Origin of the sequence: Microbulbifer thermotolerans, assembly GCF_001617625.1 — a bacterium.
Lineage (GTDB): Bacteria > Pseudomonadota > Gammaproteobacteria > Pseudomonadales > Cellvibrionaceae > Microbulbifer > Microbulbifer thermotolerans.
In genome coordinates this window covers 3,710,382-3,735,315 of sequence record NZ_CP014864.1, presented here as the reverse complement: position 1 = coordinate 3,735,315, position 24,934 = coordinate 3,710,382, and the positions used below count along the sequence as shown (strand labels likewise).

At 53.1% G+C, this 24,934-nt stretch carries 18 protein-coding genes; 12 read left to right on the top strand and 6 right to left on the bottom strand.

The window, feature by feature from the left end; genetic code table 11:
- Positions 1-109: 109 nt before the first annotated feature.
- Both typA and A3224_RS15430 read right to left on the bottom strand, forming a co-directional pair.
- Complete coding sequence (gene typA / locus A3224_RS15435) at positions 110-1,927, bottom strand: translational GTPase TypA (RefSeq protein ID WP_067156670.1); 1,818 nt, start codon at positions 1,925-1,927, stop codon at positions 110-112.
- Between the two features lie 326 nt (positions 1,928-2,253).
- Complete coding sequence (locus A3224_RS15430; protein WP_067158144.1) at positions 2,254-3,138, bottom strand: LysR family transcriptional regulator; 885 nt, start codon at positions 3,136-3,138, stop codon at positions 2,254-2,256.
- 99 nt (positions 3,139-3,237) lie between these two features.
- Between A3224_RS15430 and A3224_RS15425 the strand changes: the two genes are divergently transcribed.
- From A3224_RS15425 to dkgB, 4 genes are read left to right on the top strand one after another with little or no spacing between them, the layout of a single operon-like run.
- On the top strand, positions 3,238-4,410 hold the full coding sequence (locus tag A3224_RS15425; protein ID WP_067156668.1) for an MFS transporter: 1,173 nt from the start codon (positions 3,238-3,240) through the stop codon (positions 4,408-4,410).
- A 41-nt stretch (positions 4,411-4,451) separates the two neighbouring features.
- Positions 4,452-5,372, top strand: coding sequence for a TIGR03571 family LLM class oxidoreductase (locus A3224_RS15420; RefSeq protein WP_067156665.1), 921 nt, complete (start codon positions 4,452-4,454; stop codon positions 5,370-5,372).
- Complete coding sequence (locus A3224_RS15415) at positions 5,359-6,351, top strand: alcohol dehydrogenase catalytic domain-containing protein (protein ID WP_067156663.1); 993 nt, start codon at positions 5,359-5,361, stop codon at positions 6,349-6,351. Before A3224_RS15420 ends, A3224_RS15415 begins: the two co-directional genes overlap by 14 nt.
- 3 nt (positions 6,352-6,354) lie before the next feature.
- Positions 6,355-7,161 carry a 2,5-didehydrogluconate reductase DkgB gene (dkgB, locus tag A3224_RS15410; protein WP_067156661.1) on the top strand — a complete coding sequence of 269 codons (807 nt, stop codon included), beginning with the start codon at positions 6,355-6,357 and terminating at the stop codon, positions 7,159-7,161.
- Positions 7,162-7,227: 66 nt separating this feature from the next.
- On the opposite strand, the gene A3224_RS15405 is transcribed toward dkgB, so the two are convergent.
- The 4 genes from A3224_RS15405 to A3224_RS15390 are packed head-to-tail and all read right to left on the bottom strand — an operon-like array spanning position 7,228 to position 11,739.
- Positions 7,228-7,569: a DUF190 domain-containing protein gene (locus A3224_RS15405; RefSeq protein WP_067156657.1), complete on the bottom strand. Its 342-nt coding sequence runs from the start codon at positions 7,567-7,569 to the stop codon at positions 7,228-7,230.
- 20 nt (positions 7,570-7,589) lie between these two features.
- Positions 7,590-8,612, bottom strand: coding sequence for an HlyD family secretion protein (locus tag A3224_RS15400; protein ID WP_067156655.1), 1,023 nt, complete (start codon positions 8,610-8,612; stop codon positions 7,590-7,592).
- A 33-nt stretch (positions 8,613-8,645) separates the two neighbouring features.
- The gene (locus A3224_RS15395; protein WP_197463009.1) at positions 8,646-10,190 is read right to left on the bottom strand and encodes an MFS transporter; all 1,545 of its coding nucleotides are present in this window, start codon (positions 10,188-10,190) and stop codon (positions 8,646-8,648) included.
- Positions 10,183-11,739, bottom strand: coding sequence for an efflux transporter outer membrane subunit (locus tag A3224_RS15390; RefSeq protein ID WP_231902410.1), 1,557 nt, complete (start codon positions 11,737-11,739; stop codon positions 10,183-10,185). Before A3224_RS15390 ends, A3224_RS15395 begins: the two co-directional genes overlap by 8 nt.
- 147 nt (positions 11,740-11,886) lie before the next feature.
- Between A3224_RS15390 and A3224_RS15385 the strand changes: the two genes are divergently transcribed.
- From A3224_RS15385 to A3224_RS15350, 8 genes are all read left to right on the top strand, one after another.
- Positions 11,887-12,513, top strand: a complete 627-nt coding sequence (locus A3224_RS15385; RefSeq protein ID WP_067156651.1) for a TetR/AcrR family transcriptional regulator — start codon at positions 11,887-11,889, stop codon at positions 12,511-12,513.
- An 89-nt stretch (positions 12,514-12,602) separates the two neighbouring features.
- Positions 12,603-12,983, top strand: coding sequence for a DUF5071 domain-containing protein (locus tag A3224_RS15380; protein WP_067156648.1), 381 nt, complete (start codon positions 12,603-12,605; stop codon positions 12,981-12,983).
- Positions 12,984-13,590: 607 nt separating this feature from the next.
- Positions 13,591-14,910 (top strand): discoidin domain-containing protein, encoded by a 1,320-nt coding sequence (locus A3224_RS15375; RefSeq protein WP_082817570.1) that lies wholly within the window; start codon positions 13,591-13,593, stop codon positions 14,908-14,910.
- A 782-nt stretch (positions 14,911-15,692) separates the two neighbouring features.
- Positions 15,693-18,488: a galactose-binding domain-containing protein gene (locus tag A3224_RS15370; RefSeq protein WP_082817569.1), complete on the top strand. Its 2,796-nt coding sequence runs from the start codon at positions 15,693-15,695 to the stop codon at positions 18,486-18,488.
- A gap of 618 nt (positions 18,489-19,106) precedes the next feature.
- On the top strand, positions 19,107-20,537 hold the full coding sequence (locus tag A3224_RS15365; RefSeq protein ID WP_067156637.1) for a carbohydrate-binding protein: 1,431 nt from the start codon (positions 19,107-19,109) through the stop codon (positions 20,535-20,537).
- A 424-nt stretch (positions 20,538-20,961) separates the two neighbouring features.
- Complete coding sequence (arsS, locus tag A3224_RS15360) at positions 20,962-21,915, top strand: arsenosugar biosynthesis radical SAM (seleno)protein ArsS (protein WP_067156635.1); 954 nt, start codon at positions 20,962-20,964, stop codon at positions 21,913-21,915.
- 35 nt (positions 21,916-21,950) lie between these two features.
- Positions 21,951-24,110: an FAD-dependent oxidoreductase gene (locus tag A3224_RS15355; RefSeq protein ID WP_067156633.1), complete on the top strand. Its 2,160-nt coding sequence runs from the start codon at positions 21,951-21,953 to the stop codon at positions 24,108-24,110.
- Positions 24,100-24,900, top strand: coding sequence for a DUF547 domain-containing protein (locus A3224_RS15350; protein ID WP_067156631.1), 801 nt, complete (start codon positions 24,100-24,102; stop codon positions 24,898-24,900). Before A3224_RS15355 ends, A3224_RS15350 begins: the two co-directional genes overlap by 11 nt.
- Positions 24,901-24,934 lie beyond the last annotated feature (34 nt).

The window sequence follows — 24,934 nt, the reverse complement described above, 5'->3', positions numbered from 1 at the left end:
GTTCTTGAAAGGGAATCGAGGCTTCTCTGATTAACTCACCTGAGCTTCTTATCCGACTTTGCCGTATTTTGTCGTGCAGGAGCGAGTTACTCAGAGGTTTTCCAAAGCCTTATTTCTTCGCGCGCTTGCGCATATTTTCCTGCAGGATTTTTTTGCGCAAACGAATGTGGTTGGGAGTGACCTCTACCAGTTCATCGTCTTCGATAAACTCCAGCGCCTGCTCCAGGGTGTGGCGGATCGGCGGCGTGAGGGTCAGGGCCTCGTCGCTGCCGGCGGCGCGGATGTTGGTCAACTGTTTGGCTTTGGTGGGGTTTACTACCAGGTCGTTGCCGCGGGAGTGGATACCCACGATCTGTCCCTCGTAAATATCCTCGCCGTGGCCGAGGAAGAGGCGGCCCCGATCCTGCAATGCGTAGAGGGCATAGGCCAGGGTTTTGCCGTTGACCATGGATACCAACACGCCGTTGGTGCGCTTGGCCACTTCGCCCTGTTTTACCGGGCCGTAGTGGTCAAAGATACTGGTCATAATGCCGGAGCCGCTGGTGAGGGTCAGGAACAGGGAGCGGAAGCCGATCATGCCGCGGGAGGGCACGATAAAGGTCAGGCGCACGCGGCCCTTGCCGTCTGGCTCCATATTGGTCAGTTCCGCCTTGCGCAGGCCCAGCTCTTCCATCACCGCACCCTGGTGCTGCTCTTCTACGTCGATCACCACCTGCTCATAGGGCTCGTGGATTTCGCCGTCCACCTCTTTCTGCACCACCTCCGGGCGGGATACACCCAGTTCGAAACCTTCCCGGCGCATGGTTTCAATCAGCACGGAAAGGTGCAGCTCTCCGCGGCCGGAAACCTTGAATTTATCCGGAGAGTCTCCCGGTTCAACCCGCAGGGCCACGTTGTGGATCAGCTCCTGCTCCAGGCGTTCTTTGATATTGCGCGAGGTGACGAATTTGCCGTCCTGGCCAGCAAAGGGCGAGTCGTTGACCTGGAAGGTCATGCTGACCGTGGGTTCGTCCACGGTGAGGGCCGGCAGTGTTTCGGGGTGATCCGGGTCGCACAGGGTGTCGGAAATATTCAGATCACCGACGCCGGTGATGCAGACGATGTCGCCGGCACTGGCCTGTTCCACTTCCATCCGCTCCAGCCCCAGGTAGCCCATCACCTGCAGTACCTTGGCCTTGCGCGAGTTGCCCTCGCGGTCCAGTACCACTACCTGCTGGTTCGGCTTCAGGGTGCCGCGGGTGATACGGCCGACGCCGATAACACCCACGTAACTGTTGTAGTCCAGGGCGGAGATCTGCATCTGGAAGGGGCCGTCCAGATCCACCTGCGGCGGCGCGACCTTGTCGACGATCATCTGGAACAGCGGGGTCATGTCCTCGGCCATATCGGTGTCGTCCAGGCCGGCAATGCCGTTCAGGGCGGAGGCGTAGACCACTGGGAAGTCCAGCTGCTCATCGGTGGCACCGAGGCTGTCGAAGAGGTCGAACACCTGGTCCATCACCCAGTCCGGGCGCGCGCCGGGACGGTCGATTTTGTTGATGACGACGATGGGATTCAGGCCGCGCTCGAAGGCCTTCTGGGTTACGAAACGGGTTTGCGGCATGGGGCCGTCCACCGCGTCCACCAGCAGCAGTACGGAATCCACCATGGACAGTACCCGCTCTACCTCGCCGCCGAAGTCGGCGTGTCCGGGGGTGTCGACGATGTTGATACGGTAGTCGTTCCAGCGGATGGCGGTGTTCTTGGCCAGAATGGTGATGCCGCGTTCCCGCTCCTGGTCGTTGGAATCCATAACCCGCTCGGCGCCCGCGTCGCGGCGGTCCAGGGTGCCGGACTGCTGCAACAGCTTGTCCACCAGGGTGGTTTTGCCGTGGTCTACGTGGGCGATGATGGCGATATTGCGTAACTTGTTGATATCAGAGGGCATAGAAGGCGTTTTACCTGCTTTGGCGTGAAGGTTCGTACAAACCTCGTAGCTCGTAGACTGCTCCCGGCCCGAAGGCTGCGAGCGGGAAATAAAAGGGGGCAAGATTTTACACGGATTGTTCTTTCAGAGATATGAATTTATCCCTACAGGAACCGACCGCATTGCCAGGGCGCCCCAAAATCAACTACAACGCTCACATGAATTAATCAGAGGCGAAGTCCCGGAAGGTTTCGGCCGGGCTTATACGAAGATTCTCTGAGAGTTTGCTGCTGCACATACGGGTTCTCTGCTATACCCGTGCAGAGACAAGTACATCGGCGCACGCATTACAGGAAATTCCAGCGCGTCTCGAAAAAATCCAGAAACACCTGAATTCGCGCTGACAGAGTTGTATTGCGGTAATAGACGGCATTGACCAGCTCCCGCGGATTAGGGCTGACCAGGTGATCGCTCAGCAACTCCACCAGGTTCCCCTGCTCAATATCTGCGCCAATCATGAATCGGGAAAGATAGGCCAGCCCGTTCCCTCTCAGACAGAGCTGACGAATCGCTTCTCCGCTGCTGGCCCGGATGCTGGGCCGGACCCGCACACCCTGCCCGATGTACCAGAAGTTCAGTGCTTCCGGGGCTGTAAAGCCAATGATGTCATGGTCTCTCAAGGCATCCGGGGAGTCGCAGTTGCCCCGCCGTTTCAGGTAATCCGGGGAGGCCACCACCGATAACGGGGAACGGGCGATTGGGCGGGCATGAAGGGAGGAGTCTTCCAGCGGGCCAATCCGGATGGCGACATCTATCCTCCGCTCCAGCAGATCCACAATCCGGTCGCTGGCGGTCAGTTCCAGTTCGATGTCGGGATAGGCTGCGCGGAAGTCCCGGATATGCGGCACTATCTGGTGCAGCAAAAAAGGGTTGGCGGCATCCACCCGCAGTCTTCCTGCCGGTTTTTGTTTGCGAATGGCCAGCAGTTCTTCGGCTTCTTCCAGAGCGGCCAATCCCCCGCGGACCTTCTCGACGAACAGGCGCCCCTCCTCAGTCAGGCTTACCTTTCGTGTGGTGCGGTTCAGCAAGGTGGTGTTGAGACTCTGCTCCAGCCGGGTTATCGCACGGGAAACCCGGGTCACAGACACCTGTAACTGCTCCGCAGCCGCACTGAAACCGCCGCTGTCGACCACTGAAAGCAAAAAATACAGATCGTCCGACCGGCTTTTCATTTCAATATTCGCAAAAGTCTTTTTCAAAAACTGCCATTTATCGCAAAAGTATGCGGCCGCAAACTAGCCTCCGTCAATGAACTCTCACGGAGAACCGCTATGCCCATTGCACTCTTCGCGCTCACCCTGAGTGCTTTTGCAATCGGGACCACCGAATTTGTTATTGTCGGACTGGTCCCAACCATTGCCCAGGATCTGGGTGTTCCCCTGCCGTCCGCTGGCCTTCTGGTCAGCCTGTACGCCCTGGGTGTCGCTGTTGGAGCCCCCGTATTAACTGCCCTGACGGGGCGCTGGAATCGTAAATGGGTGTTGCTGTCCCTGATGAGTCTGTTCATCGTCGGCAATGTACTTGCCTGGATGGCCCCCAATTACGCATCACTGATGACGGCCCGAATCCTCACCGGACTTGCCCACGGCGTGTTCTTCTCGATTGGTTCAACGATTGCTACCAGCCTCGTATCCAAAGAAAAAGAGGCCAGCGCTATTGCCATTATGTTCACCGGGCTGACCGTGGCTCTGGTGACGGGTGTGCCTTTGGGCACCTTTATCGGGCAGACCTTCGGCTGGCGCGCAACCTTCCTGACAGTGGCAGTCCTGGGGGCCATTGCTCTGATCGGCAGTGCCCTGCTGGTACCTAAAAATCTGAAGCAATCCAAGCCAGCCACACTGAGTCAGCAGTTTGAGGTGATCACGCATCCACGGCTGCTGCTGGTATATGCCATGACCGCCATTGGTTATGGCGGCAGCTTTACGGCATTCACCTATCTGACGCCAATTCTGGAAGATGTCACCGGTTTTGCATCCGGTATCGTTGGTGTCCTGTTACTGGTCTACGGAATCTCAGTGGCCACCGGAAACATCTGGGGCGGCAAACTGGCAGATCGCCATGGACCAACCTCGGCGCTGTACATCATCTTCGGAGGCCTGGCGGCAACCCTGTTCCTGCTCACTTTCACGGCCTACAACCCGATTGCCGTTGTCATCACATTGCTGGTCTGGGGCGCCTTCGCGTTCGGCAATGTGCCGGGGCTGCAGGTGTATGTCGTTCAGCTCGCCGAGCGCTATACCCCCCATTCTGTTGATGTTGCATCCGGGCTGAACATCGCCGCATTCAATATCGGTATTGCCGGCGGCGCCTGGCTTGGCGGGCATGTGGTTGAGGATATGGGACTGATGCATACCCCCTGGATTGGCGGAGTGATTGTGCTCAGTGCCCTGGTTCTGACCCGTATTTCCGCAACTCTGGATAACCGCGAACCGGCAACCGCCTGAGCTGAACCGGCCTCCCGTAAGGGAGGCGCTGGAGGTGAATTATGAATCTGTCAAAGCTCACATCAGGCCCCCTTACCATTGGCGTGGAGCTGCCTCTGGATAATGACTGGGCCTCAGACGGACAGCGTCAACGACTGCTCGACAAACGCCCATTCGGTGTACCGGATTTGAGTGCACACCAGTCCCTGGCCATGCAAGCGGACGAACTGGGGTTCCGGGCACTGTGGATCCGGGACGTGCCCCTTTACGACCCGTCATTCGGCGATGCCGCCCAGGTATTCGATCCCCTGGTGTACCTGGGTTTCCTTTCCGGGGTCACCAGGAACATTCTCCTGGGTACCGCAGCCATTGTTCTTCCCCTGCGCAACCCCTGGATCGTCCGCAAATCCGCTGCTTCGGCTCAGGCCCTGAGCCAAAACCGTCTATTGCTTGGCATTGCAAGCGGTGACAGGCCTTCCGAATACCCGCTGTTCGGCGCGGACTATGAGACTCGAGGCCACGCCTTCCGCCACGGTGTCGAAATACTCACCGGCAAACAGGACCGCCGGCTGGCCCCGGGGCAGGCCATTCTGCCGGAAACGCAACCACCGCCACTGTTATCCGCCGGCTTGTCCCAGCAATCCCCGCAGTGGATTGGTGAGCATATGAGTGGCTGGCTGGCCTACCCGGGAACGCCTGAAGAGCATATGCGCCGGGTGGCACTCTGGTGGAATGTGGCCGGCGACAAGCCCTATGTGTCGTTTATCCATCTGGATTACCTGGACGATGCCAAAGCACCACGGCGGCGACACCGGTTTGGCGTGCAGACCGGCCGGGATGGCCTGCTGCGGGAACTGGAGGAGATGCAGAGTGCCGGTGTGAACCACATAGGCCTGCATTTCAGACGCAACCAGGCGCCGGTTGCAGACACCCTGATGCGGGTGGCAGAGGACATTCTTGGAGTATTTCATGAGACACCCTGAACAAGTTTTTGCCTGGGTCCTGGTTGCAAAGGGCCAGGCCACCCAGGCCCTGCAATGGCAATCCCTGCAGAATGATCTGAGTCCGGGCCCGGACGAGGTGGTTGTCCGCAACGAGTTTATTGGCCTGAATCCGGTGGACTGGAAAATGATCCGGAACTGGCCACCTTTCTGGGAGCAGGGGCATATACCCGGTGTCGATGGTGCCGGCAGGGTTTGCAAGGTGGGCTCGAAGGTTACGGGAATCACTCCCGGCCAGCGTGTCTGCTACCACCAGGACCTGCACAGGCCTGGCAGCTTTGCCAGTCACACAGTGGTCAGCAGCAAGGCGCTGCTGCAGGTACCCGACACCCTGCCCCTGTCCACCGCAGCTGCGCTCCCGTGCCCCCTGATGACGGCCTGGCAGGCCATTGAAAAGATCCCCCATCGCCCTGATGCACAGGTTCTGATTACCGGTGCCGGCGGCATGGTTGGCCGCTTTCTGGTGCAGCTGGCGGCAAAGCGCGGCTTCAGGGTAACGGCGATGGCTTCAGCCCGGCACGCTGCCGCACTGCGTCAGCTGGGCGCACAGGCCGTGGTGGACTGGGCAGTTCAGGGTAAGCCGGGGCAGTACTTTGCGGTTTTTGACACGGTAAATGCTGAGCATGCCGCAGGGCTGACAGATCAGATTGAGGCAAACGGACATATTCTGTGTATTCAGGACCGCCTGGATAGCCCGCCGGTGCCTGCCTTCGACAAAGCCCTTTCCATTCATGAGGTGGCACTGAACGCCCTGCACTGGCTAGGAAGTGAACGCCAGTGGCAGGAATTTTGTCGCGCAGGAGAGCAACTGCTGGCTATGGTTGCACAGGAACGGCTGAGCCTTCCGCCTCCGCACATCGAACCGGTTTCTGAACTTCCGGCAGCCCTGGAATTGACGACCACACTGGACCGTCCGTTAAAGACGGTCATTGATTCCCGTTATCTCCCGAACAAGGAGTAAACCATGACCACAGTAATTCCAAACCCCGGCCTGGGTACCTTCCGGCTGCAGGGCGACGCCCTGAAATCGGCCGTTACAGAAGCCCTGGATCTGGGCTTCCGGCACATAGACACTGCCCAGTTCTACGACAATGAAGCAGAAATTGGCGAGCTGCTGGCAACCGCCGATGTGGCCCGCGCTGATCTGTTTCTTACCACCAAGGTCTGGCACGAAAACCTGGTCAGTGAGAAATTGATTGCCAGTGTCAGGGAAAGCCTTGCCCGACTGAAAACGGATTATGTGGACCTGCTGCTGATCCACTGGCCTTCACCGGAAGAAGCGGTCCCCATGGAGGAATACATTTCCGGACTGCTGGAGGCCAGAAAACTTGGCCTGACCCGACACATTGGTGTCTCCAATTTTACGACCCGGCAGCTCCGGCAGGCGATCGACATTGCCGGGCCTGGGCAGATTCTCACTAACCAGATTGAAGTTCACCCCTACCTGCAGAACGAGGCTGTCGTGAATTTCTGCCAGCAACAGGGCATTGTGGTGACGGGATACATGCCTCTGGCTGTCGGCAAGGTGCTGGAGGACTCCACACTCGCAAGCATTGCCGGGAAGCACGGTACCAGTATTCCCCAGGTAGTACTCGCCTGGCTGAAGCACCGGGACATAGTTGCTATTCCCTCATCAACCAAACGTGCACACCTGGAAGCGAACCTGAAGGCTTTTGAACTGGGCCTCTCCGAAGAGGATTTGTCTGCCATCAGAACACTGGATCGCAATGAGCGGATTGCGAATCCCGACTTTGCGCCCGAGTGGGATTGATACACGGCTTTTGGGGTACCCTCCGGGTACCCCTTTTCACCAATCCGAGGGGTTGGAGTGAATCTGTCACCGGTTCGGTGCCTGCGTCCCGCCACCGACCATGCCAAATTCGACTTCAGCCACCGTACAGAACACGGACACCGGCTCCTGTTCCAGCCTCCGGAACAGCGCCCGGTATTCAGCTTCAGTTACCACCATAACAATCTGCAGGGGCTGTTCGGAGATGTCATAGAGGTTGACCATATGCACCTCGCCGTCGTGTCCCACGCCTTCAAGTGCGCCGTTGACGGTCGCCCCCTTAAGGCCGAGCTGGCTGGCGATATGCAACAGCCATTGCCCGAGTGGCTGATTGCCGATGGTGCAGTCCTGCCGGGTAAAGAAGGTAATCTGATATCCCCTTTCCATCATGTCTTGTTCTCCTTCTCCGGCTACTGATCAGTGTGGATTTCCGGGCGAACCGACATGCCCACCCGCAGTCGGGCCGCCTGGGGCTGGCCATCGTCGATGCGGATGCGCACCGGCAGGCGCTGGACGATCTTGGTGAAATTGCCGGTGGCATTGTGCGGCGCTACCGGTGAGAAACTGACCCCGGACGCCGGTCCCAGGCTTTCCACATGGCCCCTGAATTCAATCCCCGGCAGGGCATCCACGCGGAAATTTACCGGCTGGCCAGCTTTTACATCGGCCAGTTGGGTTTCCCGGTAGTTGGCCTCGATATAGAGGGTGTTCAGGGGCACCAGAGTAATCTGGGTCTGGCCGGCGTGCACATAGCTTCCCTCCCGCGGCAGTCGCTGGGCCACCACACCGGACACTGGCGCCGTTACCCGGGCGTAGGAGAGCTCCAGTGCCGCGCGGTCCCGCCTGGCCTGTGCCGCCGTCAGGGCTGCCCGGGCCATATCGAGCTGGGATTGCAGCACCTTTTCCTGCTTGTGTGCCGCCTGAAGGGCTTCTTCATCTCTTTTGAATGTGGCCCGCTGTACCGCCAGCACCGCGTCCGCCTGCTCCTGGTCCTGCTCGGTGCCGGAACCTTCCTGTGCCAGACTGCGGAACCGTTTCTGATTGGCGCGGGCCAGTTGCAGGTTAGCCTCATCCACCTTCAGCACCGCCTGTGCCTGGCGGATCCTGTTCTTGTGGGCATCCAGCAGCACCTGAATCCGGTGGATATCCGCCTTGGCGCGTGCCACATCCGCCTCGGCCTGACGCAGGGCTGCGTTCAGTTCCCGGTCGTCGATGGTGAACAGCAGATCGCCTTTCTGCACCGGCTGATAGTCGCGTACGGCCACCTTGCGAATGACACCGGAAATCTGTGGTGCAACGGCGGTCATATCCGCTTTGATATAGGCATTGTCGGTGGCCTGGACGCCACCGGACCCCACACCGATCAGGATAATGGCAGCAACGGCGATCACCAGAAGGGCGCCGCCTGCCAGGACAATTCGGTTTTTCTTCATGACTTCAAACCTTTTTTGTTCAAATACAAGAATTCAGCCTGCCTGCGCGGCCGGCGGTGCGGGGATACGGGGTGCCGGCACGTATTGCAGGCACAGTACCGGCGGAATCAGCACCAGCAGCAGCGTCATAAAGACCAGGAAGATATCGGCGCTGGCCAGTACCGCCGCCTGGGTGGAGATCACCTGGGCCAGGTTATCGATAGCCGGTGGGGCCGGGTTGTGGCTCAGCCACATCCCCGCGTGGTTGAGCAGCATGTCGGAATGGAACCGGCTGCGATCTGCCGTCAGCTGGCCGACAAAGGCGCCACCCAGCAGAGTCCCCAGGGCCCGGATGGTGTTGACGATACCGGCCACAAAGGGACCTTCCATCGGCTGTACAACACTGGTGCCCAAAAACAGCAGACAGACTACGGCGATCGGCTGGCCAATGGCCTGCAACACCTGGGACCAGAAAAACTGCTCCACCATCCACTCGCTGGTGATGCGGGATGCCAGGAAGCAGCCCAGCGCCATCAGGCCCAGCCCCAGCGCAAACAGATAGCGGGCATCCATCCAGCGCCGGTACAGCAGCAGCGCCACCACCGAGCCCATAAACAGCTGCGGCAGACCAATAATCAGGCCGAGGGCGGTCATCTGCTCCAGCCGGAACCCTTGTAGCTGAGCCAGAACCGAGACCGGCACACTGACCCCGGCAGACATGGCCACCAGCAGACAGAAAAACACCGTGAATCCCAGTCCCAGATTGCGCCGACTCAGCATCTGCAATCTGATAAAGGGTGCCGGATGACGCCATTCACTGATCAGAAACAGCAGTATCAGAACTCCCCCCAGCCCCAGCAGCAGGCAGATCAGGGGGGAATGCAGCCACTCCAGGCGCACCCCCTGGCCGATGCCGATAGCCAGCAGGCCCAGGCCGGGTACACCCAGGGCCATCCCCAGCCAGTTGCCCTGTTTCAGCCTGGGCAGTGCCGGAGGCGAGGCCGGGATGCCGTAATACACCAGCGCAGCAGCCAGCAGCCCCAGGGGAATTACCTGCCAGTACAGCCAGTTTAGAGACACAGGGTCATCCACCAGTACTGCCGCCAGCCATACCGCCACATTGGGGGACAGGGTGGCGGTCATGGCGTAGAGCGCCAGTCCATGCAGGCGGATCGACAATGGCAGAAAGCGCAGGGCTGCGCCCATCAGCAGCGGAATCAGCGCTCCGGCAAACAGTCCCTGCAGCAGGCGCAGGCCCGCCAGCAGATAGAAATTGCCCACAAAAGGCATGACCACCGCCAGGGCCATCATCGACAGCAGCATCGACAGGTGAAACCGCCGCAGAGAGAAGGTGATGCCAAACCAGGAGGCAAAGGGCATGGCGATCAGTTCGCCGGCGGCGTACAGCGTGCTCAGCCAGGTGCCCTGGTCATAACTCAGGCCGAGCTGGCCGCGGATATCCGCCAGCGCCAGACCGGGAACCCGGCTGTTCAGTCCCGCGGCCATGGCGGCCAACAGAATGCCCAGCAGTCCCAGGGCCAGCCGCAGGTTGAAGACCGGCTGCTGGGGGCCCGGTTGCGGTGCGGAAGCCTCAGCCACGAGTTCCTCCCGCTACAATATCCCCGGCTTGCGTGTCTGTTGCAGGGGATGGTGCCAGCGCATCCGACCAGCCGCCTCCCAGCGCGCGATACAGGGCCACCACCGACAGTGCCGAGGCGGTAGCCGCATCTGTCAGCGCCCTCTCCTGACGCAGCTCGGCGAGCTGCGCCTGCCGTACCGCAATACGGCTGGCGACACCATGACGGCGGGCCCGTTGAACGGCTGCAAGCGCCTGACCGGTATCCGCCATGGCCTGCTGCAATGCCCGGTAGCGGCGCCGCGCATCCCGGTACTCTTTCATGGCATTGTTCACTTCATGCCAGGCTCCGAGCACAGTTTTGCGGTAGCGGATGGCCGCTTCCTTCTGCCCGGCTTCGCGCAGCTCCAGCATCCGGCGCAGGCGCCCGCCCTGAAAAATGGGCAGGTAAAGGGAGGGCCCCAGGGAGAAGGTGCGCGAACCCCAGCTGCCGAAATCGGCACTTTCTATCGCCTCCATTCCTGCACTCAGTCCCAGGGTGATACGCGGATAAAAATCCGCCCGGGCCGCGGCGATATCCGCCGTGGCCGCCTGCAGCTGTGCTTCCGCCGCCAATATATCGGGACGCCGGCGGGCCAGCTCCGATGGCAGCCCGACCGGCAGCTGTTTCGGCAGCTCAGGTTGGTGTGCGCTTTTCGTCAGCTGTGCATTGAGTGCCTCTGGCGCCTTGCCCAGAAGCAGCGCCAGAGCGTTCATTAGCTGATCCCGCTGGGTTTCCAGCAGGGGAATCTGTGCCTCGGCAGCGGCCACGGCTGCGCGGGCCGAGGCGGTGTCATAGTCCGTCGCTACCCCCTGGGCTCTGCGGCTTTGCTGCAGCGCCAGCAGATCGCGGTTGATCTCGAGTTCCTTTTCCGCCAGGCGCAGCTTCTGCTGTACCCCTCGCAGCAGCAGATAGGTCCGCGCCACTTCGGCGGAGACGGAGACCCGGGCGCCCGCCAGCTCATACCGGCTTGCCAGCAGACGCTGCCCGGCGGCGGCAGTACGCTTGCTCAGCTGCCCCCAAAGATCCAGCTCCCAACTGGCACGGGTACCCAGGCTCCAGTAGTCGCTGGGATCGGTGGGAGCCCCCAGCGCCGCCAGGCGGGAAAACTCACTCAGCTGACTGCGTGAATAGCCGCCCGCGGCATCCAGCTGCAGGCCCTGGGCCGATGCGGCCAGGCCAAGCCTGGCCCGGCTTTGCTCAACCCGTGCCGCCGCCAGCTGCAGATCCAGGTTGCCGGTGGCCAGATCGCGCTCCATTTGTGCCAGCAGCTCGTCGTTGAACAGGGCCCACCAGGCTTGGGGCACCGGCTGTTCCGACAGACTTTGCCCGGCCACAAGAGATGGGGGCTGTGGGAGCTGGATATCGCCAGGCTGCGTCCCATCAGGCAAAGAGGCGCAGCCACCCAGCAGGGTGACAGCCAGCAAGCATCCCGTCCGGGTGCTGGGAGACAGAAACCGAAATAGCGATGAACTGTACCGTTTAGTACTGTTCAGAATGACGAAAACCGATAGGCGTTGCTTCGCACCCACAATACACCTGCATTTAAAGCGAAATTTACAATGAGTTAGGCGGGAAAGAGAGGTCGCGGAGTATAAACCGATCGGTACAGTTTATGTCAAGTGAGGGTTTCGGTATAGTCCGTTCATTGAGATCCATTTTCACAGGCAGGTGATCCCTTGAGCCAGACAATCGCCACAGACGACAAGTCCCTATGTGTTCTGAAGGCGGCCTCCCAGGTCTTTCTCGAGCATGGCTTTAATGCCGCCACCACGGACATGATCCAGCAGGCGGCAGGTGTGTCCAAGGCGACGCTTTATTCCCGCTACCCCAAAAAGGAAGCGCTCTTCGCCGCGGTGATCGAATATCAGTGCAGCCGTTTTACCCGCAGGGTGCAGCAGATCGAAGTGACTCCAGGCAATATCCGCAAAGTGTTGCTGGAGATTGGTCGCACCTATCTCAGCCTGTTGCTGTCCTATGAATCCCTGGCGCTATTCCGGGTGGTAGTGGCCGTGGCGGATAAATTTCCGCACCTGGCTCGTACCTTCTACACCAGTGGCCCCGGCACCATGACCAAGGTACTAGCGGCGCACCTGGAGAAAGCGGCCAACGCCGGCGAGATTGATGTACAGGTGATCGGACTCGAAGCGGCTGCAACCCTGTTTACGGGGATGTTGCGCGGCGAGGCTCAGCTGATTGCCCTCACCCATCCCGAGTCCCAGGCCTCGGAAGCCCAGATCGACCAGTGGGTAAACCAAGCGGTTACTACCTTTTTGCGGGCATACGGAAACGCCGATATAGCCTGAGTGCGACATGGAATAATCGGCACGGGCTTTTCATTAACGAAACTCTGATTAATTCATATCAACCTTGTAGTTGGTTCGGCGCTCAGGTAATGAGATTAGTCCCAATTGATAAATTTGATGATGAAGCCTGCGAGCATTTAAAAGCTGCATCAGATGAAGAAGTGATACCGCATATAGAGAGATTGCTGGAGTGCCTGCAAGACTTAAACTGGCCAATCGCACCGCTGGTATCGGAGAGGTTGTCAATGTTAGGTCTGGAGCTGGTGCAGCCTATACTAAGGGTATTATCCGGTAATGATGAAATGTGGAAATATTGGATCGTTTCACACCTTCTCTACCAGGTGAGTGATGATGTGTTTTGTCAGCTGCGTTTCAAGCTAAACAGCATAAAATTGCACCCCACAAAAAGTGAAGTAGAAGAAGAAGTATTTGATGCAGTGTGTGAATTGCTTCGCTTTAGACGAAACTGATGAAAAGCGTTCTTTCATCGCCGGAAGCCCACTTTCCGGATCGGTTGGGGAAATATATCAGCCTATGAGCTATTTGATTGAAACAGGGTTTTAAACACCTTACCTATCCCACTACCTGAGTATTCAGAAATCAAACCGCGCTCACATAAATTATTCATGGCTTTATAAAAATTATAATACGTGAACTATAGCAATATTCCAGGCGCAAAATACTTTCTTTAAAGTCCTTTGACTCTAGTTATAAAAAAATATGCTCGGTAGACTTTTCAATGGCTTGTTTATTTATTGGGTTCGGTCGTTGTGACGACTGCGCAATAGGGCAAACTATCTTTGGTCTATCGAGATGCTCAAGAAATATAAGGAACCTCTGATTAAGTCACTTTCTGGTGGCAGAGGCGCTTCGGGGGCGGATGTGAAGCTCAGGTGATAGGACGGGCATTTCGAAACCGTCGGATACAGGGATGTATCCGTCGGAGCGACAGGGAAGTACTCGTGCGTTTTCGAAATGTCCTTCCTATTGCCTGAGCGCCCCGGAAGCTACCATAGTGTCCACGCGAATTAATCAGGGGTTCCATAAATAAATCTAGATGCATATAAGGACTTAATTATGATAATAAAAAATAAAATATTGGCAGGCTGTTTAGCTTTAACGGCTTCTATTGCGTATTCAGCTGCCTATAGTGCTGAATCAGCTATCGGCATAGCAACCGCTTTCGATGACGGGTCTGGTCATGCTAACTATCCTGCAACTAATGTAATTGATGGCGATACGTCTTTTGCATCTAGATGGGCGGGGTACGGCTCACCGGTTAATTTAACTGTACAGTTAGCGCAACCCACCCTGGTTAGCGAAGTCGGCATCGCTTGGGGGCGTGGTGACCAGCGTATATATAAATTTGAGATCTATGTTCGCCCTGATACCAGCGGCTCCTGGACACGTGTGTTTAATGGTGAAAGCAGCGGGACAACGGCTGAAATTGATTTCATCGACATTGCAGATATTGAAGTGCAGGAAGTGCGCATTAAAACACACTCTAATTCTGCCTCTACAAACTGGACAGATATTACCGAAGTAAAACTTTTAGGCCAGGCACCTGATAATCTTGAACCAGAGAGTGAAATCTGCTTTGGTAGCTATGACCTGCCTGATTGTGTTGCCGCCATGTCCGCAAAAGGTGGCGGTACCGTGAATCTGGAAGCAAAAACCTACTACTTAACTGAATCTTTAATTCTTAAAGATAACGTTAACATCGTGGGACAGGGCTACGATACGGTTATCACTTGGCCGGACTCGATCGCTGATAGCATCAATGAACCACTGTTATATGCAACGGCGGTAAATAATGTGGAACTAAGAGACTTCAAGTTGCGCTGTCATATTAACCAAGATCCGAACAGCTATGATTTGCGCAACGATCATATGGGATTGTTCCTGGAAGGCAGTGGTGATCCATCACAGGGAGAAGCAACCAGTAATAATAACTTGTATATGGAGCGTATCGAAGCGATGTACTGCAGTAACGGTATGCACATTAAAGGCGCCACGGGTGTAACTGCTATTGATCTAAAACTGCACAATAACGGAAATACCGAAACTGACTTGTTCCACAACATATATTTCCGTCGTGTTGCAGATCTTGTAATGATTCAAACCGATGACAACGTTGGTGGTTACTACGACAGCCCCCGTGGTCATGGTATCCGGGCCTCGCATATCAAAAATGCCTATTTGGAAAATCTAAAAGTGACTAACAATGCAGACCATGGATTGCACTTTACTGATGGTATTTACGATACGCGCTTTGTAAATCTGAATGTGTACGGAAACTGCGCAAACCCAAGTGGCACCTGCAATCAAATTAAATGTTACGGATCACCTTGTGATATCGATTACGATGCAGAGGTGGAAACGAATATTATCAAGTAAAACAAACTCTAAGGAGCCTCTGATTAATTCATTTGGGGCGGATATGAAGCTCAGGTGATAGGACGGATATTTCGAAACCGTCGGATACAGGGAGGTATCCGTCGGAGCTACAGGGAGGTACTCGTGTGTTTTCGAAATATCCGTCCTATTGCCTGAGCGCCCCGGAACCTACCATTGTGTCCACACGAATTATTCAGAGGTTCCCTAATGGTTTTTCGTACACAAGGTAATCATAGAAAAGGCGTGGCTAATTAGAGACACGCCTTTTATTTTTACGGAAAAAACTCTTTTGGAAGCTCCAGAAATTTGGGGGTGACTCGTAATATCTTCTACTGTCTGAGACGATATTTTCCAATTGCTGAATAATTGGCATTTTGGGGGGCGACAGTGTCACGATTGTACCGGAAGTAATTAAATATCAACGCAGCACATTCACCTATAGCTTGCTGATACTAAATTGCACCCTCCTATATAGAATAGGTTTTAAAGGAAAAAATTAGATATCGTTGCGTGAAAAAATGTCTTGTTATTAGTTGGCTAGTAATGCGAAAAAACAAATACGTGATCAATAGCAATAATGATGGCGTGAAAAACTTTTTGGAAAGTGTTTTTTTCCTAGTTGTAAAAAAATGTGCAAGGTAGAATTTTCTGCAGCGTATTCATTTTATTGATTCTTATATTGAATAACTGGATGCGCCCTCTTTTCCTGCCGAGAGGTGTTGTAAATCAGTGTAAGTTACTGATCAATCTAAAAGCGATGCTGAGATAGAAAGGATTAATTAATGAGTAGATATAAAAGAATCCCACTGAGTGCTACCATTTTGTGTTTGCTTTCATCCTTATATGGCGTTAGCGCATTTGCAATCGATCCTGTTTCTGTTACTGCTTCTTCTAATGATGGCAATATCCCGGAGAATACGCTAGACAACAATCTGGAAACCCGTTGGTCTGCCATTGGAGATGGGCAATGGATTGAATATGACCTCGGAAAGAATTACATCGTCAAAGATGTGCAGATAGCTTTTTATAAAGGTGATCAGAGAACTGCGACGATAGAAATCCAAGTATCTAGTGATGGTAACACCTGGGAAAGTCTTTTCTACGGTGATCAACCGTCAAAAACATTGGATCTGCAAATCTTTGATGTAGACGATACAGAAGCCCGCTATGTGCGTATTGTGGGTTACGGAAATACGTCAAATAACTGGAACAGTTTTACTGAGGTAGCTATTTCAGCTTCTGAGGTGGCAAGTGGCGAAATAGTGAATTTGGCCTTGGGTAAATCTACCTCGCAATCCTCTACGGATTACAGTGGTATTTCCAGTCGAGCGGTTGATGGAGATGTTCGTGGTAACTGGAGTAGCAATACCATTACACATACTGAGAACGAAATACAACCTTGGTGGCAGGTTGATTTAGGCAGTGTAAGCACCATTTCAACCATCAATCTTTATAACCGAACTGATAGCTGTTGCAGCTCACGTTTATCCAATTTTTATGTATTGGTTTCAGATAAACCATTTAGTTCAAACGATTTAAATGTGCTGCTTGCACAGGACGATGTTGCCAGTTACTACTACGGTTCCACAGCGGGTAGCCCGACATCTATCGATATTAATCGTAGCGGTCGTTATGTCAGAGTTCAGCTTGCTGGTAGTAATCCGTTAAGCCTCGCAGAAGTAGAGGTTTATGGTGTTGAAGCTACAGGCAGCCTGTTTATTGTCCCCGGAAAAATAGAAGCCGAAGACTTCGGTAGCTATGCTGATGCTGATAGCGAGAATCGTGGTGGAGCGTATCGCCCGGATGAAGGTGTCGATATTCAGGAGACAACTGATTCTGGCGGTGGCTACAACGTTGGCTGGATGGATGCCGGTGAGTGGTTGGAGTATCCAATTTATGTTTCCAATACAGGGGAGTACAGTGCGCAACTTCGCCTGGCTTCACCAAGCGACACGGGGCAGATTTCTATAGAGGTTGATGGCGTCGTGGTGGCGCAACATGGGGTAGCTTCTACCGGAGGCTGGCAAAACTGGAATACTGAAGAAGTTTACTTAGGTAATATCAGTGCTGGCACTCATACTCTGAGAATCAATGTTGAATCGGCGGCATTTAATCTAAATTGGTTAAATATAATTGACAATGATTCCTCCATTCGGGAGGGTGCAACCTACGTTGGTGGCGGTGGGACAGTAGCAGGTGCTCTGCCCATTAGCTGTGAAACGCCCGCAGGATTTACACTTGTGGACTCTTTACCTGAAATGATTGAGGCCATGGGGAAAAACAATGTAAAAGTGGCATTAAAACCAGGCACTTATGTCATTGATGAAAGTGATACGAGTTTATTTACCTCACAATCCCTACCCGGTGGCAAGGCCGCTAGTACGCTATTGCCCGTTGATGGACACAACAGTCATTACGACTTCCGCTGTGCCTACATAAAATTTGATACGGATCTGTGGCGTCAATTTGGGAAAAACGAAGTCATACAGTTGCGTACGGTCGGTAACTACAACACCATAAGCAATCTTTCTATTGAAGATATCGGCGACACTTCGCCGAGTGGTGGCGCACTCGGTGTCATGATGGACGGCCGGGATAATGTAATTGAAGGCCTCATTATCACCTCGCGCGGCTCTCAACCATACGGTTTGGGTGATGCCTACGGTAAAGGCGCTGGCCCTGTACTATCTCACCAGAAACACTCTTCAGTACTGATTCGTGGTTTACGCAATACCTTCAGGAATTCCACGGTATTCAATTATTCATACGGTCACTCCGTGTTTATGCAGGGATCTGAAGATACGCTGATTGATGGTATTTATGTACAAGGTGAGTTGCGCTCAACAGAGGATATGTTGGCAGCAAACAACCCACGTTTTGCCGCTGCCGATGCCCGTGCTGCCAGTGTTGATTTTATGACGGTTTGGGGCTACAAGCTGCCGACAGGTTACTGGATGAGTTTGCAAGAAGCCGGTATCCGGGCTTATAACGGCGGTAACACCATTATCGATGGGGTTGAATATGAGCGCGGTGCAGATACGGTAACAGTATTGAATTCAGTGATTCGAAATACGCGAACAGGTGTTACTTTGGTGCACGCCACTGGCAGCAAGTATGTTGAAAATACAACAGTAATCGGTTGTGAGCAGGGATATTCAATCGGCTCCGGAAATATTGTTAATTCGTACGCTGATGCTGATGTAGGTCCGGTAATTACTTTCGCCTATTCTAGCGATAACGGCACCAAGGCAGATATCACTGTTTTGCCAACCGACGGTTCAAAAAATGGGTGGGGAGCACTCGCCTTTATTGGAGGAAAAAATCATGATATTACCTTGCGTAGCAGTCAAACCGATATACCCTCCAATCTGCAAGTGGTGCTATCGGGAGACAAGCACAGTATTCGTCATCTGGAAGACTCCCTGCAGAATCAGGATCAGTTAACTCTAACAAGCTCAGTCGTTAATAATCTCACAAACTTCCCCGTGCTGATAAATAACTTGGCGTCAGGCGTCAATGGGCAATCCAATGGTCCAGTCTCAGGAAATACCAGCGATAACAATATCCAGCAAAATTAAAAGAAGCAGGTTTAGGAGCTGCTGATGAATTAGCATGAGTGATCTAGCTGTTAGAAAAATATGAATACAAGGATTGTACGTAGTTAAATCAGGGATTGCATAAAGGCTCTTACAAATGTAAGAGCCTTTTGGTATCTATAGAAACCCCACATTAACTTTTCTCTGATATTTTAATGGAGCTAGGAGTGCCATTACGTTACCTGAATTTGCTGTATTGCACTAAAATTTTTTCATAAAACCCTTCGTATTGTTTGTATGGTATTCAGATGTAAATTTAGTGTTTGCATCTATTTTTCTATAACTGAAAAAATATGATCCCTTGTTATTTTGTATAACAAAAAAGCCTAGATATTTTCATGCCATTAATATGGTATTTATGAGGTTGTATTTTTTTAACTTGTTAAACGGTTAACGTTTTTTAATTTTTTTCAAGAGAAGGGTATTCAGATTATTTCGTGAGTCGTCTTTTTTTCCCTATCCCTGTGATCTTATAAGCGGTTCGTGTGGGAGTTGATGTATAGAGTCTCTGCGCTGGCAGTTAATGTCAGTTTCCGAAACACACTAATTCAAAAAAATCGGAATATATTTTTATATTTATTTGTAAAAGGAGTCTCTATCATGAGCTTGCCTGCTTTGCGATATTTGACCGGTTTCGCGTTCAGCGCGCTGGCAATGGCCACTTTTGCCCAAGATCAATGCGATTACACATCGCAATGTAAAGCAATCTACGGTGACCAGGCGACAGACTGTTTGAATAGCCGTTCCCTCTACAGTGTATGCATGTGCGGTTCTGTTCCCTGTGATGAAGTTGAAGATCCTTCCACCCCGTCTCCGGATACATTTATGGTGCCTGGATACATTCAGGCGGAAGACTATCATCGCTATTGGGACAGTACTGCGCAGAACCTCGGTGGTGCCTACCGAGAGGACGGCGTGGATATCCAGGAAACCAGTGATAACGGCGGTCAATACAATGTGGGATGGACCGAAACCAACGAATGGCTGGAGTTCGATATCGACGTACTGCAGGCTGGAGAATACTATGCGAACGTCCGCGTAGCGTCAGCGCCCGGTGGCGGTCAATATACTTTGGAAGTCGATGGTCAAACCCGCGGTAGTGCACAACAGGTAGGCGCTACCGGTGGTTGGCAAAAGTGGATCACGCAAAAACTGGATCTCGGACAGTTGAGCGAGGGGCAGCATACACTGCGCTTGCAGATTCAGGCGGGTAACTTCAATATCAACTGGCTGGAACTGCGCCAAGTTTCCGATAGCGGTTCTGGTGAAATAATCGGTCGCTTCGATACTAGTAAAGATTTGTACCTGGCCAATTTTGATAGCAAACCGGACCCGGATGATATTCACTCTGTCGCCGGTGTTGCCACAATATTGAAGGATGCTCGCTTTAGCAATGTAAACTACCATGCCGTTGCTGGCGCATACGGAACCCAGGGTGGAGACTTTATTGAGGCGGATTACCTGTTTGACCTCGCTTTTGGTGTCAACCGCTGGTCGAATGCTCACGCCAACTATAACGGTGCCCTGAATACCGTATTCAATAAGGTAAAAACCACACTCAACAACGGTGGCGATGTATGGATATCGGAAGCTGGCCAGTCTGACTTCAGTGCTGACTTGGTACGCCGGGTGAAGCAGGATCTGCCATCAGTGAATACCAACGCGCGCATTCATATTATTCAGCACAGCAACTGGAATGAAGACAAAACCAGTGACGATGACTTGAGCTATGTGCGCAACAACACCGATTACCAGAAAATCGATGACGGTAATTCCGGAAACAATGGTACCCCTGGTTTTAATAATAAGAGCACTAGCCATTGGAGCCGGGTCTTGAATCATCCACAAGTTGGAGTCATCTGGACCGAGGCCAAGCGTGTTGCCGACCACGCTATTGATAACGAAGTTGGTTGGAAGAACCCCACCATTGCACAGGGTGGTATGGATTTTTCCGACACAGTTGAGACCACTTGGATATTTGGTTTTAACCATGTAGGGAATATCTCAGGATTCTTTGATGAGTTTCTATAAGAATCCTCGTCTGATCGCATAAAAAAGAAATCTTCCCCCCCCTTTGGCCCCAACCTCTGAGTTGGGGCCATTTTTTTCTGAAGTCCCGTTTAATATCGCGAGCGGTTTACGGTGGTATCTTGGCGGGAGAGTCCTAAAGCTATACATGTCACCTGAGCTGGGAGAACAGCTCCTGTGGATTGCCCAAGGCTTGCAAGACATCCTGAGCCGATCCCAAACATGCTTCACTAAGTTAGTGGTCACATACCCTGTGCGCCAGAAATGGCGAATGTCCTTAATTCATGCAACGCACACTCCATATCCAACTCAAGGGGTGGCCCTAAAGCCGCCCGGAACAAATTTCATATTTGCGATATCTAGTCTGTAAGAATTCGGCACCAGGTCCGACTAACCTACATATTTCGACTAGACTCTGGAGATTGCGATGCGCGCAACCTTACCCCTGCTGGAAGTTACCGACTTCCCCGTCATTCGGCGCAAAGGCCTGGAGACTCTGCAAGTCAATCTGGGCTACAAGTGCAACCAGCGTTGCCTGCACTGCCATGTCAACGCAGGACCGAATCGCAAAGAGATGATGGCGCGGGAAACCCTGGATCTGATCCTGCCGGTTGCCAAGTCCCGTAATGTCCGAACGCTGGATCTGACCGGTGGCGCACCGGAATTACATGCGGACTTCCGTTATTTGGTGTCCGCGGCGCGCGCTGCCGGCCTGCACGTTATTGATCGATGTAATCTCACAATTTTGTTTGAATCCGGGCAGGAAGGGTTGGCGGAATTTCTGGCGGAGAAGCAAGTGGAAGTAGTCGCGTCACTGCCCTGTTATTCCCTGAAAAATGTCGATAACCAGCGTGGTAAGGGCGTATTTGATAAAAGTATTGCGGGATTACAAAAGCTCAATGCGTTGGGCTATGGCAAGCCTGGCAGTGGTTTGATCCTGAATCTGGTTTACAACCCACAGGGGGCATCTTTACCGCCGGATCAAAAATTGCTCGAAGCGGATTACAAACGCGAACTACAGCGGCACTTTGGTATCGAATTCAATCAGCTGTATGCATTGGCCAATATGCCGATTAAGCGTTTTGGCGCCACTCTGGTCGCCAAGGGAAAATTTCAAAGCTATATGCAATTGCTTAAGGACAATTACCAACAGAGCAATATTGAACAGGTTATGTGCAGATCGCTGGTTAGTGTCGACTGGCAAGGATATTTATACGACTGTGATTTCAATCAGCAACTGGATCTGCCACTGGGTGGTGCTAAACGCAAACACTTACGCGATCTGCTGCAGGAAGATGTCAATGAAGAGCCAATCTGTGTGGCGGACCATTGTTATGCTTGTACTGCCGGTCAGGGCAGCAGTTGTGGCGGTGCTTTCTAGCGCTGGTTTGGAAAACATCGTGACATAGGTGGCGAATGAAAAAAATAGGTTTATTAATCCTGTTGGCCATATTGGTTGCTGGTTTTTTTTACTTTGACCTACACCAATTGACGACATTGGATGGTTTAAAAAATGGACTTTCACAATTTGAAAGTTGGCGTGCAGAGGCACCCATATTGGTTGGTGGTGTCTTTTTCTTGATTTATGTGCTGGTAACTGCATTGTCTTTACCTGGCGCAGCGGTAATGACATTGGCGGCGGGAGCCTTGTTTGGCCTGTTATGGGGCACGGTAATTGTTTCATTCGCCAGCACTATAGGAGCAACACTCGCCTTTCTCGTGTCACGCTATCTTCTCCGGGATACGGTGCAAAGCCGTTTTGGCGAAAGACTGAGCCCCATTAATAAGGGAATCGAGAAAGAAGGCGCCTTCTATCTGTTCACCTTGCGTTTGGTGCCGGTATTCCCTTTTTTCCTTATCAATTTACTAATGGGGCTTACCCCTTTGAGAGCGCTGACCTTCTATTGGGTGAGTCAGTTGGGGATGCTGGCAGGAACTCTGGTATATGTTAATGCAGGGACACAGTTGGCCAATCTAACCAGCTTGTCGGGAATACTGTCTCCTTCCTTGCTGGCATCGTTCGCTTTGTTGGGAATCTTCCCTCTATTGGCGAAAAAAATACTGACTTTAATAAAGAATCGCCGTGTCTATAAAGACTATAAAAAGCCAAAAAAATTTGACCGCAATCTGGTTGTCATTGGCGCTGGTGCCGGTGGATTGGTGAGTTCTTATATAGCGGCAGCGGTAAAAGCAAAAGTTACCCTGATCGAAGCCAATAAGATGGGGGGCGACTGCCTGAATTACGGTTGTGTCCCGAGCAAAGCCCTGATTAAGAGCGCAAGCCTGGCAAACCAGATGCGTCATGCAGACCATTACGGGTTGGATGCGGTATCTCCAGACTTTTCTTTTCGCAAGGTCATGGCCCGTGTCCATGAGGTGATTCGCAAGATTGAGCCACACGATAGCATCGAGCGGTACGAAGGGCTGGGGGTAGAGGTCATTCAGGGATATGCGAAGCTCATCGATCCCTGGACTGTGGAAATAAAACGCAACGATGGAGATGTACAACGTCTCACCAGCCGTTCGATTGTATTGGCAACGGGGGCACGTCCCTTTGTTCCTCCTCTTCCGGGTATTGAAGAGGTGGGCTACGTCACCAGTGATACTTTGTGGGACGAATTCGCCCAGCTGGATGACGCGCCAAACCGGCTTCTGGTACTGGGAGGTGGCCCCATAGGGTGCGAGCTGTCACAGAGTTTTGCGCGACTGGGATCTCAGGTAACTCAGGTGGAAATGGCACCTCGTATTATGATTCGGGAAGATGAGGAGGTATCCGAACTGGCCAAAACCTCATTGGAGCGTGATGGCGTCACGGTTCTTACTGGCCACAAAGCGCTTCGCTGTGAAATATCCAATGGTGAAAAACGATTGATCGTCGAGCACGATGGTGCGGAGAAAGCGATTGCCTTCGACGCTCTGCTCTGCGCAGTAGGACGCGTTGCTCGATTGGAGGGGTACGGGCTGGAAGAACTGGGTATTGAAACCGGACGGACGATAGTCACCAATGACTATCTCCAGACGTTATACCCGAATATTTTCGCTGTCGGTGATGTGGCGGGGCCTTATCAATTTACGCATGTCGCAGCCCATCAAGCCTGGTACGCCGCCGTCAATGCGTTGTTTGGCCAGTTCAAGAAGTTCCGGGTCGACTACCGCGTTATACCCTGGACGACCTTTATTGACCCTGAAGTAGCGCGGGTCGGCCTCAATGAACAGGAAGCCAGGGAAAAAGGTATTCCTTTTGAAGTCACTCGTTACGGTTTAGATGACCTGGATAGGGCCATAGCGGACGGCAGCGCCTGTGGATTCGTCAAGGTACTCACTGAACCGGGAAAAGACCGTATTCTCGGCGTCACTATTGTCGGAGATCGCAGTGGCGATCTAATGGCTGAGTTTGTTCTGGCGATGAAATATCGACTGGGCCTGAACAAGATTCTCGGCACCATTCACGCCTATCCTACATGGGCTGAGGCCAATAAATATGCCGCCGGTGAATGGAAGCGTGCCCATGCGCCACAAGGTGTGCTCGCGTGGGTGGAAAAATATCACCAGTGGAGAAGAGGTAATGCGAAATAATCGCTGGCTGATCGGATTACTACTAAGCCTTTTGGCACTTAACGGTGCTGCGGCCACAAGTTTCGATCACTCTATTTGGAACAAATTACTCAATGCCCATGTTTACAGCATCAATGGCGGTGTAGCCACTGTTGTGGATTATCAGGGGCTGTCCGGGGATCGGGATCAGTTAATGACGTACCGCGAGGCGTTATCGAAAGTGAGCCGATCGGAATTTGACAGCTGGACGGTAAATGAACAAAAGGCATTTTTGATTAATGCCTATAACGCCTGGACTGTAGAGCTGATTCTGAGCGCGTGGCCGGAGCTGGAGTCGATCAAGGATTTAGGTGGTCTCTTCACCTCTCCATGGCGTAAAGAGTTTGTGCCACTACTTGGAGAAACGAGAAGCCTCGACGATATTGAACATGGCCTGTTGCGAGCTTCTGGTCGATATAACGACCCCCGAATTCACTTTGCCGTCAACTGCGCCAGTATAGGATGCCCCGCACTGCGCGCCGAAGCTTATACCGGGGAGCGCCTCGATCAGCAGTTGAACGAACAAGTTGACTTGTTTCTTCGCGATCGCAGCCGAAACCGGGTAGAAGATAGTGCGATTAATCTTTCGCCGATATTCAAATGGTATCGGGAGGATTTTGAAAAGGGCTGGTTAGGGTATCAAAGGCTGGAAGATTTCCTTTTGGAGAAGGCTAATGCGCTCCAATTATCTGAGCCGATGAAGACGAAGTTGAGAAACGGGAAAGTGGAAATCGACTTTCTGAACTATGACTGGAATCTCAACAAAAAATAATGGCGATAACTTTGCAAGTTTTCCCCAATAAAGA

What these genes read in the sequence shown, in the direction of transcription:
- typA (WP_067156670.1), bottom strand. Translation starts at nt 1,927, where the DNA reads ATGCCCTCTGATATCAACAAGTTACGCAATATCGCCATCATCGCCCAC.
- A3224_RS15430 (WP_067158144.1), bottom strand. Translation starts at nt 3,138, where the DNA reads ATGAAAAGCCGGTCGGACGATCTGTATTTTTTGCTTTCAGTGGTCGAC.
- A3224_RS15425 (WP_067156668.1), top strand. Translation starts at nt 3,238, where the DNA reads ATGCCCATTGCACTCTTCGCGCTCACCCTGAGTGCTTTTGCAATCGGG.
- A3224_RS15420 (WP_067156665.1), top strand. Translation starts at nt 4,452, where the DNA reads ATGAATCTGTCAAAGCTCACATCAGGCCCCCTTACCATTGGCGTGGAG.
- A3224_RS15415 (WP_067156663.1), top strand. Translation starts at nt 5,359, where the DNA reads ATGAGACACCCTGAACAAGTTTTTGCCTGGGTCCTGGTTGCAAAGGGC.
- dkgB (WP_067156661.1), top strand. Translation starts at nt 6,355, where the DNA reads ATGACCACAGTAATTCCAAACCCCGGCCTGGGTACCTTCCGGCTGCAG.
- A3224_RS15405 (WP_067156657.1), bottom strand. Translation starts at nt 7,569, where the DNA reads ATGATGGAAAGGGGATATCAGATTACCTTCTTTACCCGGCAGGACTGC.
- A3224_RS15400 (WP_067156655.1), bottom strand. Translation starts at nt 8,612, where the DNA reads ATGAAGAAAAACCGAATTGTCCTGGCAGGCGGCGCCCTTCTGGTGATC.
- A3224_RS15380 (WP_067156648.1), top strand. Translation starts at nt 12,603, where the DNA reads ATGAGATTAGTCCCAATTGATAAATTTGATGATGAAGCCTGCGAGCAT.
- A3224_RS15375 (WP_082817570.1), top strand. Translation starts at nt 13,591, where the DNA reads ATGATAATAAAAAATAAAATATTGGCAGGCTGTTTAGCTTTAACGGCT.
- A3224_RS15370 (WP_082817569.1), top strand. Translation starts at nt 15,693, where the DNA reads ATGAGTAGATATAAAAGAATCCCACTGAGTGCTACCATTTTGTGTTTG.
- A3224_RS15365 (WP_067156637.1), top strand. Translation starts at nt 19,107, where the DNA reads ATGAGCTTGCCTGCTTTGCGATATTTGACCGGTTTCGCGTTCAGCGCG.
- arsS (WP_067156635.1), top strand. Translation starts at nt 20,962, where the DNA reads ATGCGCGCAACCTTACCCCTGCTGGAAGTTACCGACTTCCCCGTCATT.
- A3224_RS15355 (WP_067156633.1), top strand. Translation starts at nt 21,951, where the DNA reads ATGAAAAAAATAGGTTTATTAATCCTGTTGGCCATATTGGTTGCTGGT.
- A3224_RS15350 (WP_067156631.1), top strand. Translation starts at nt 24,100, where the DNA reads ATGCGAAATAATCGCTGGCTGATCGGATTACTACTAAGCCTTTTGGCA.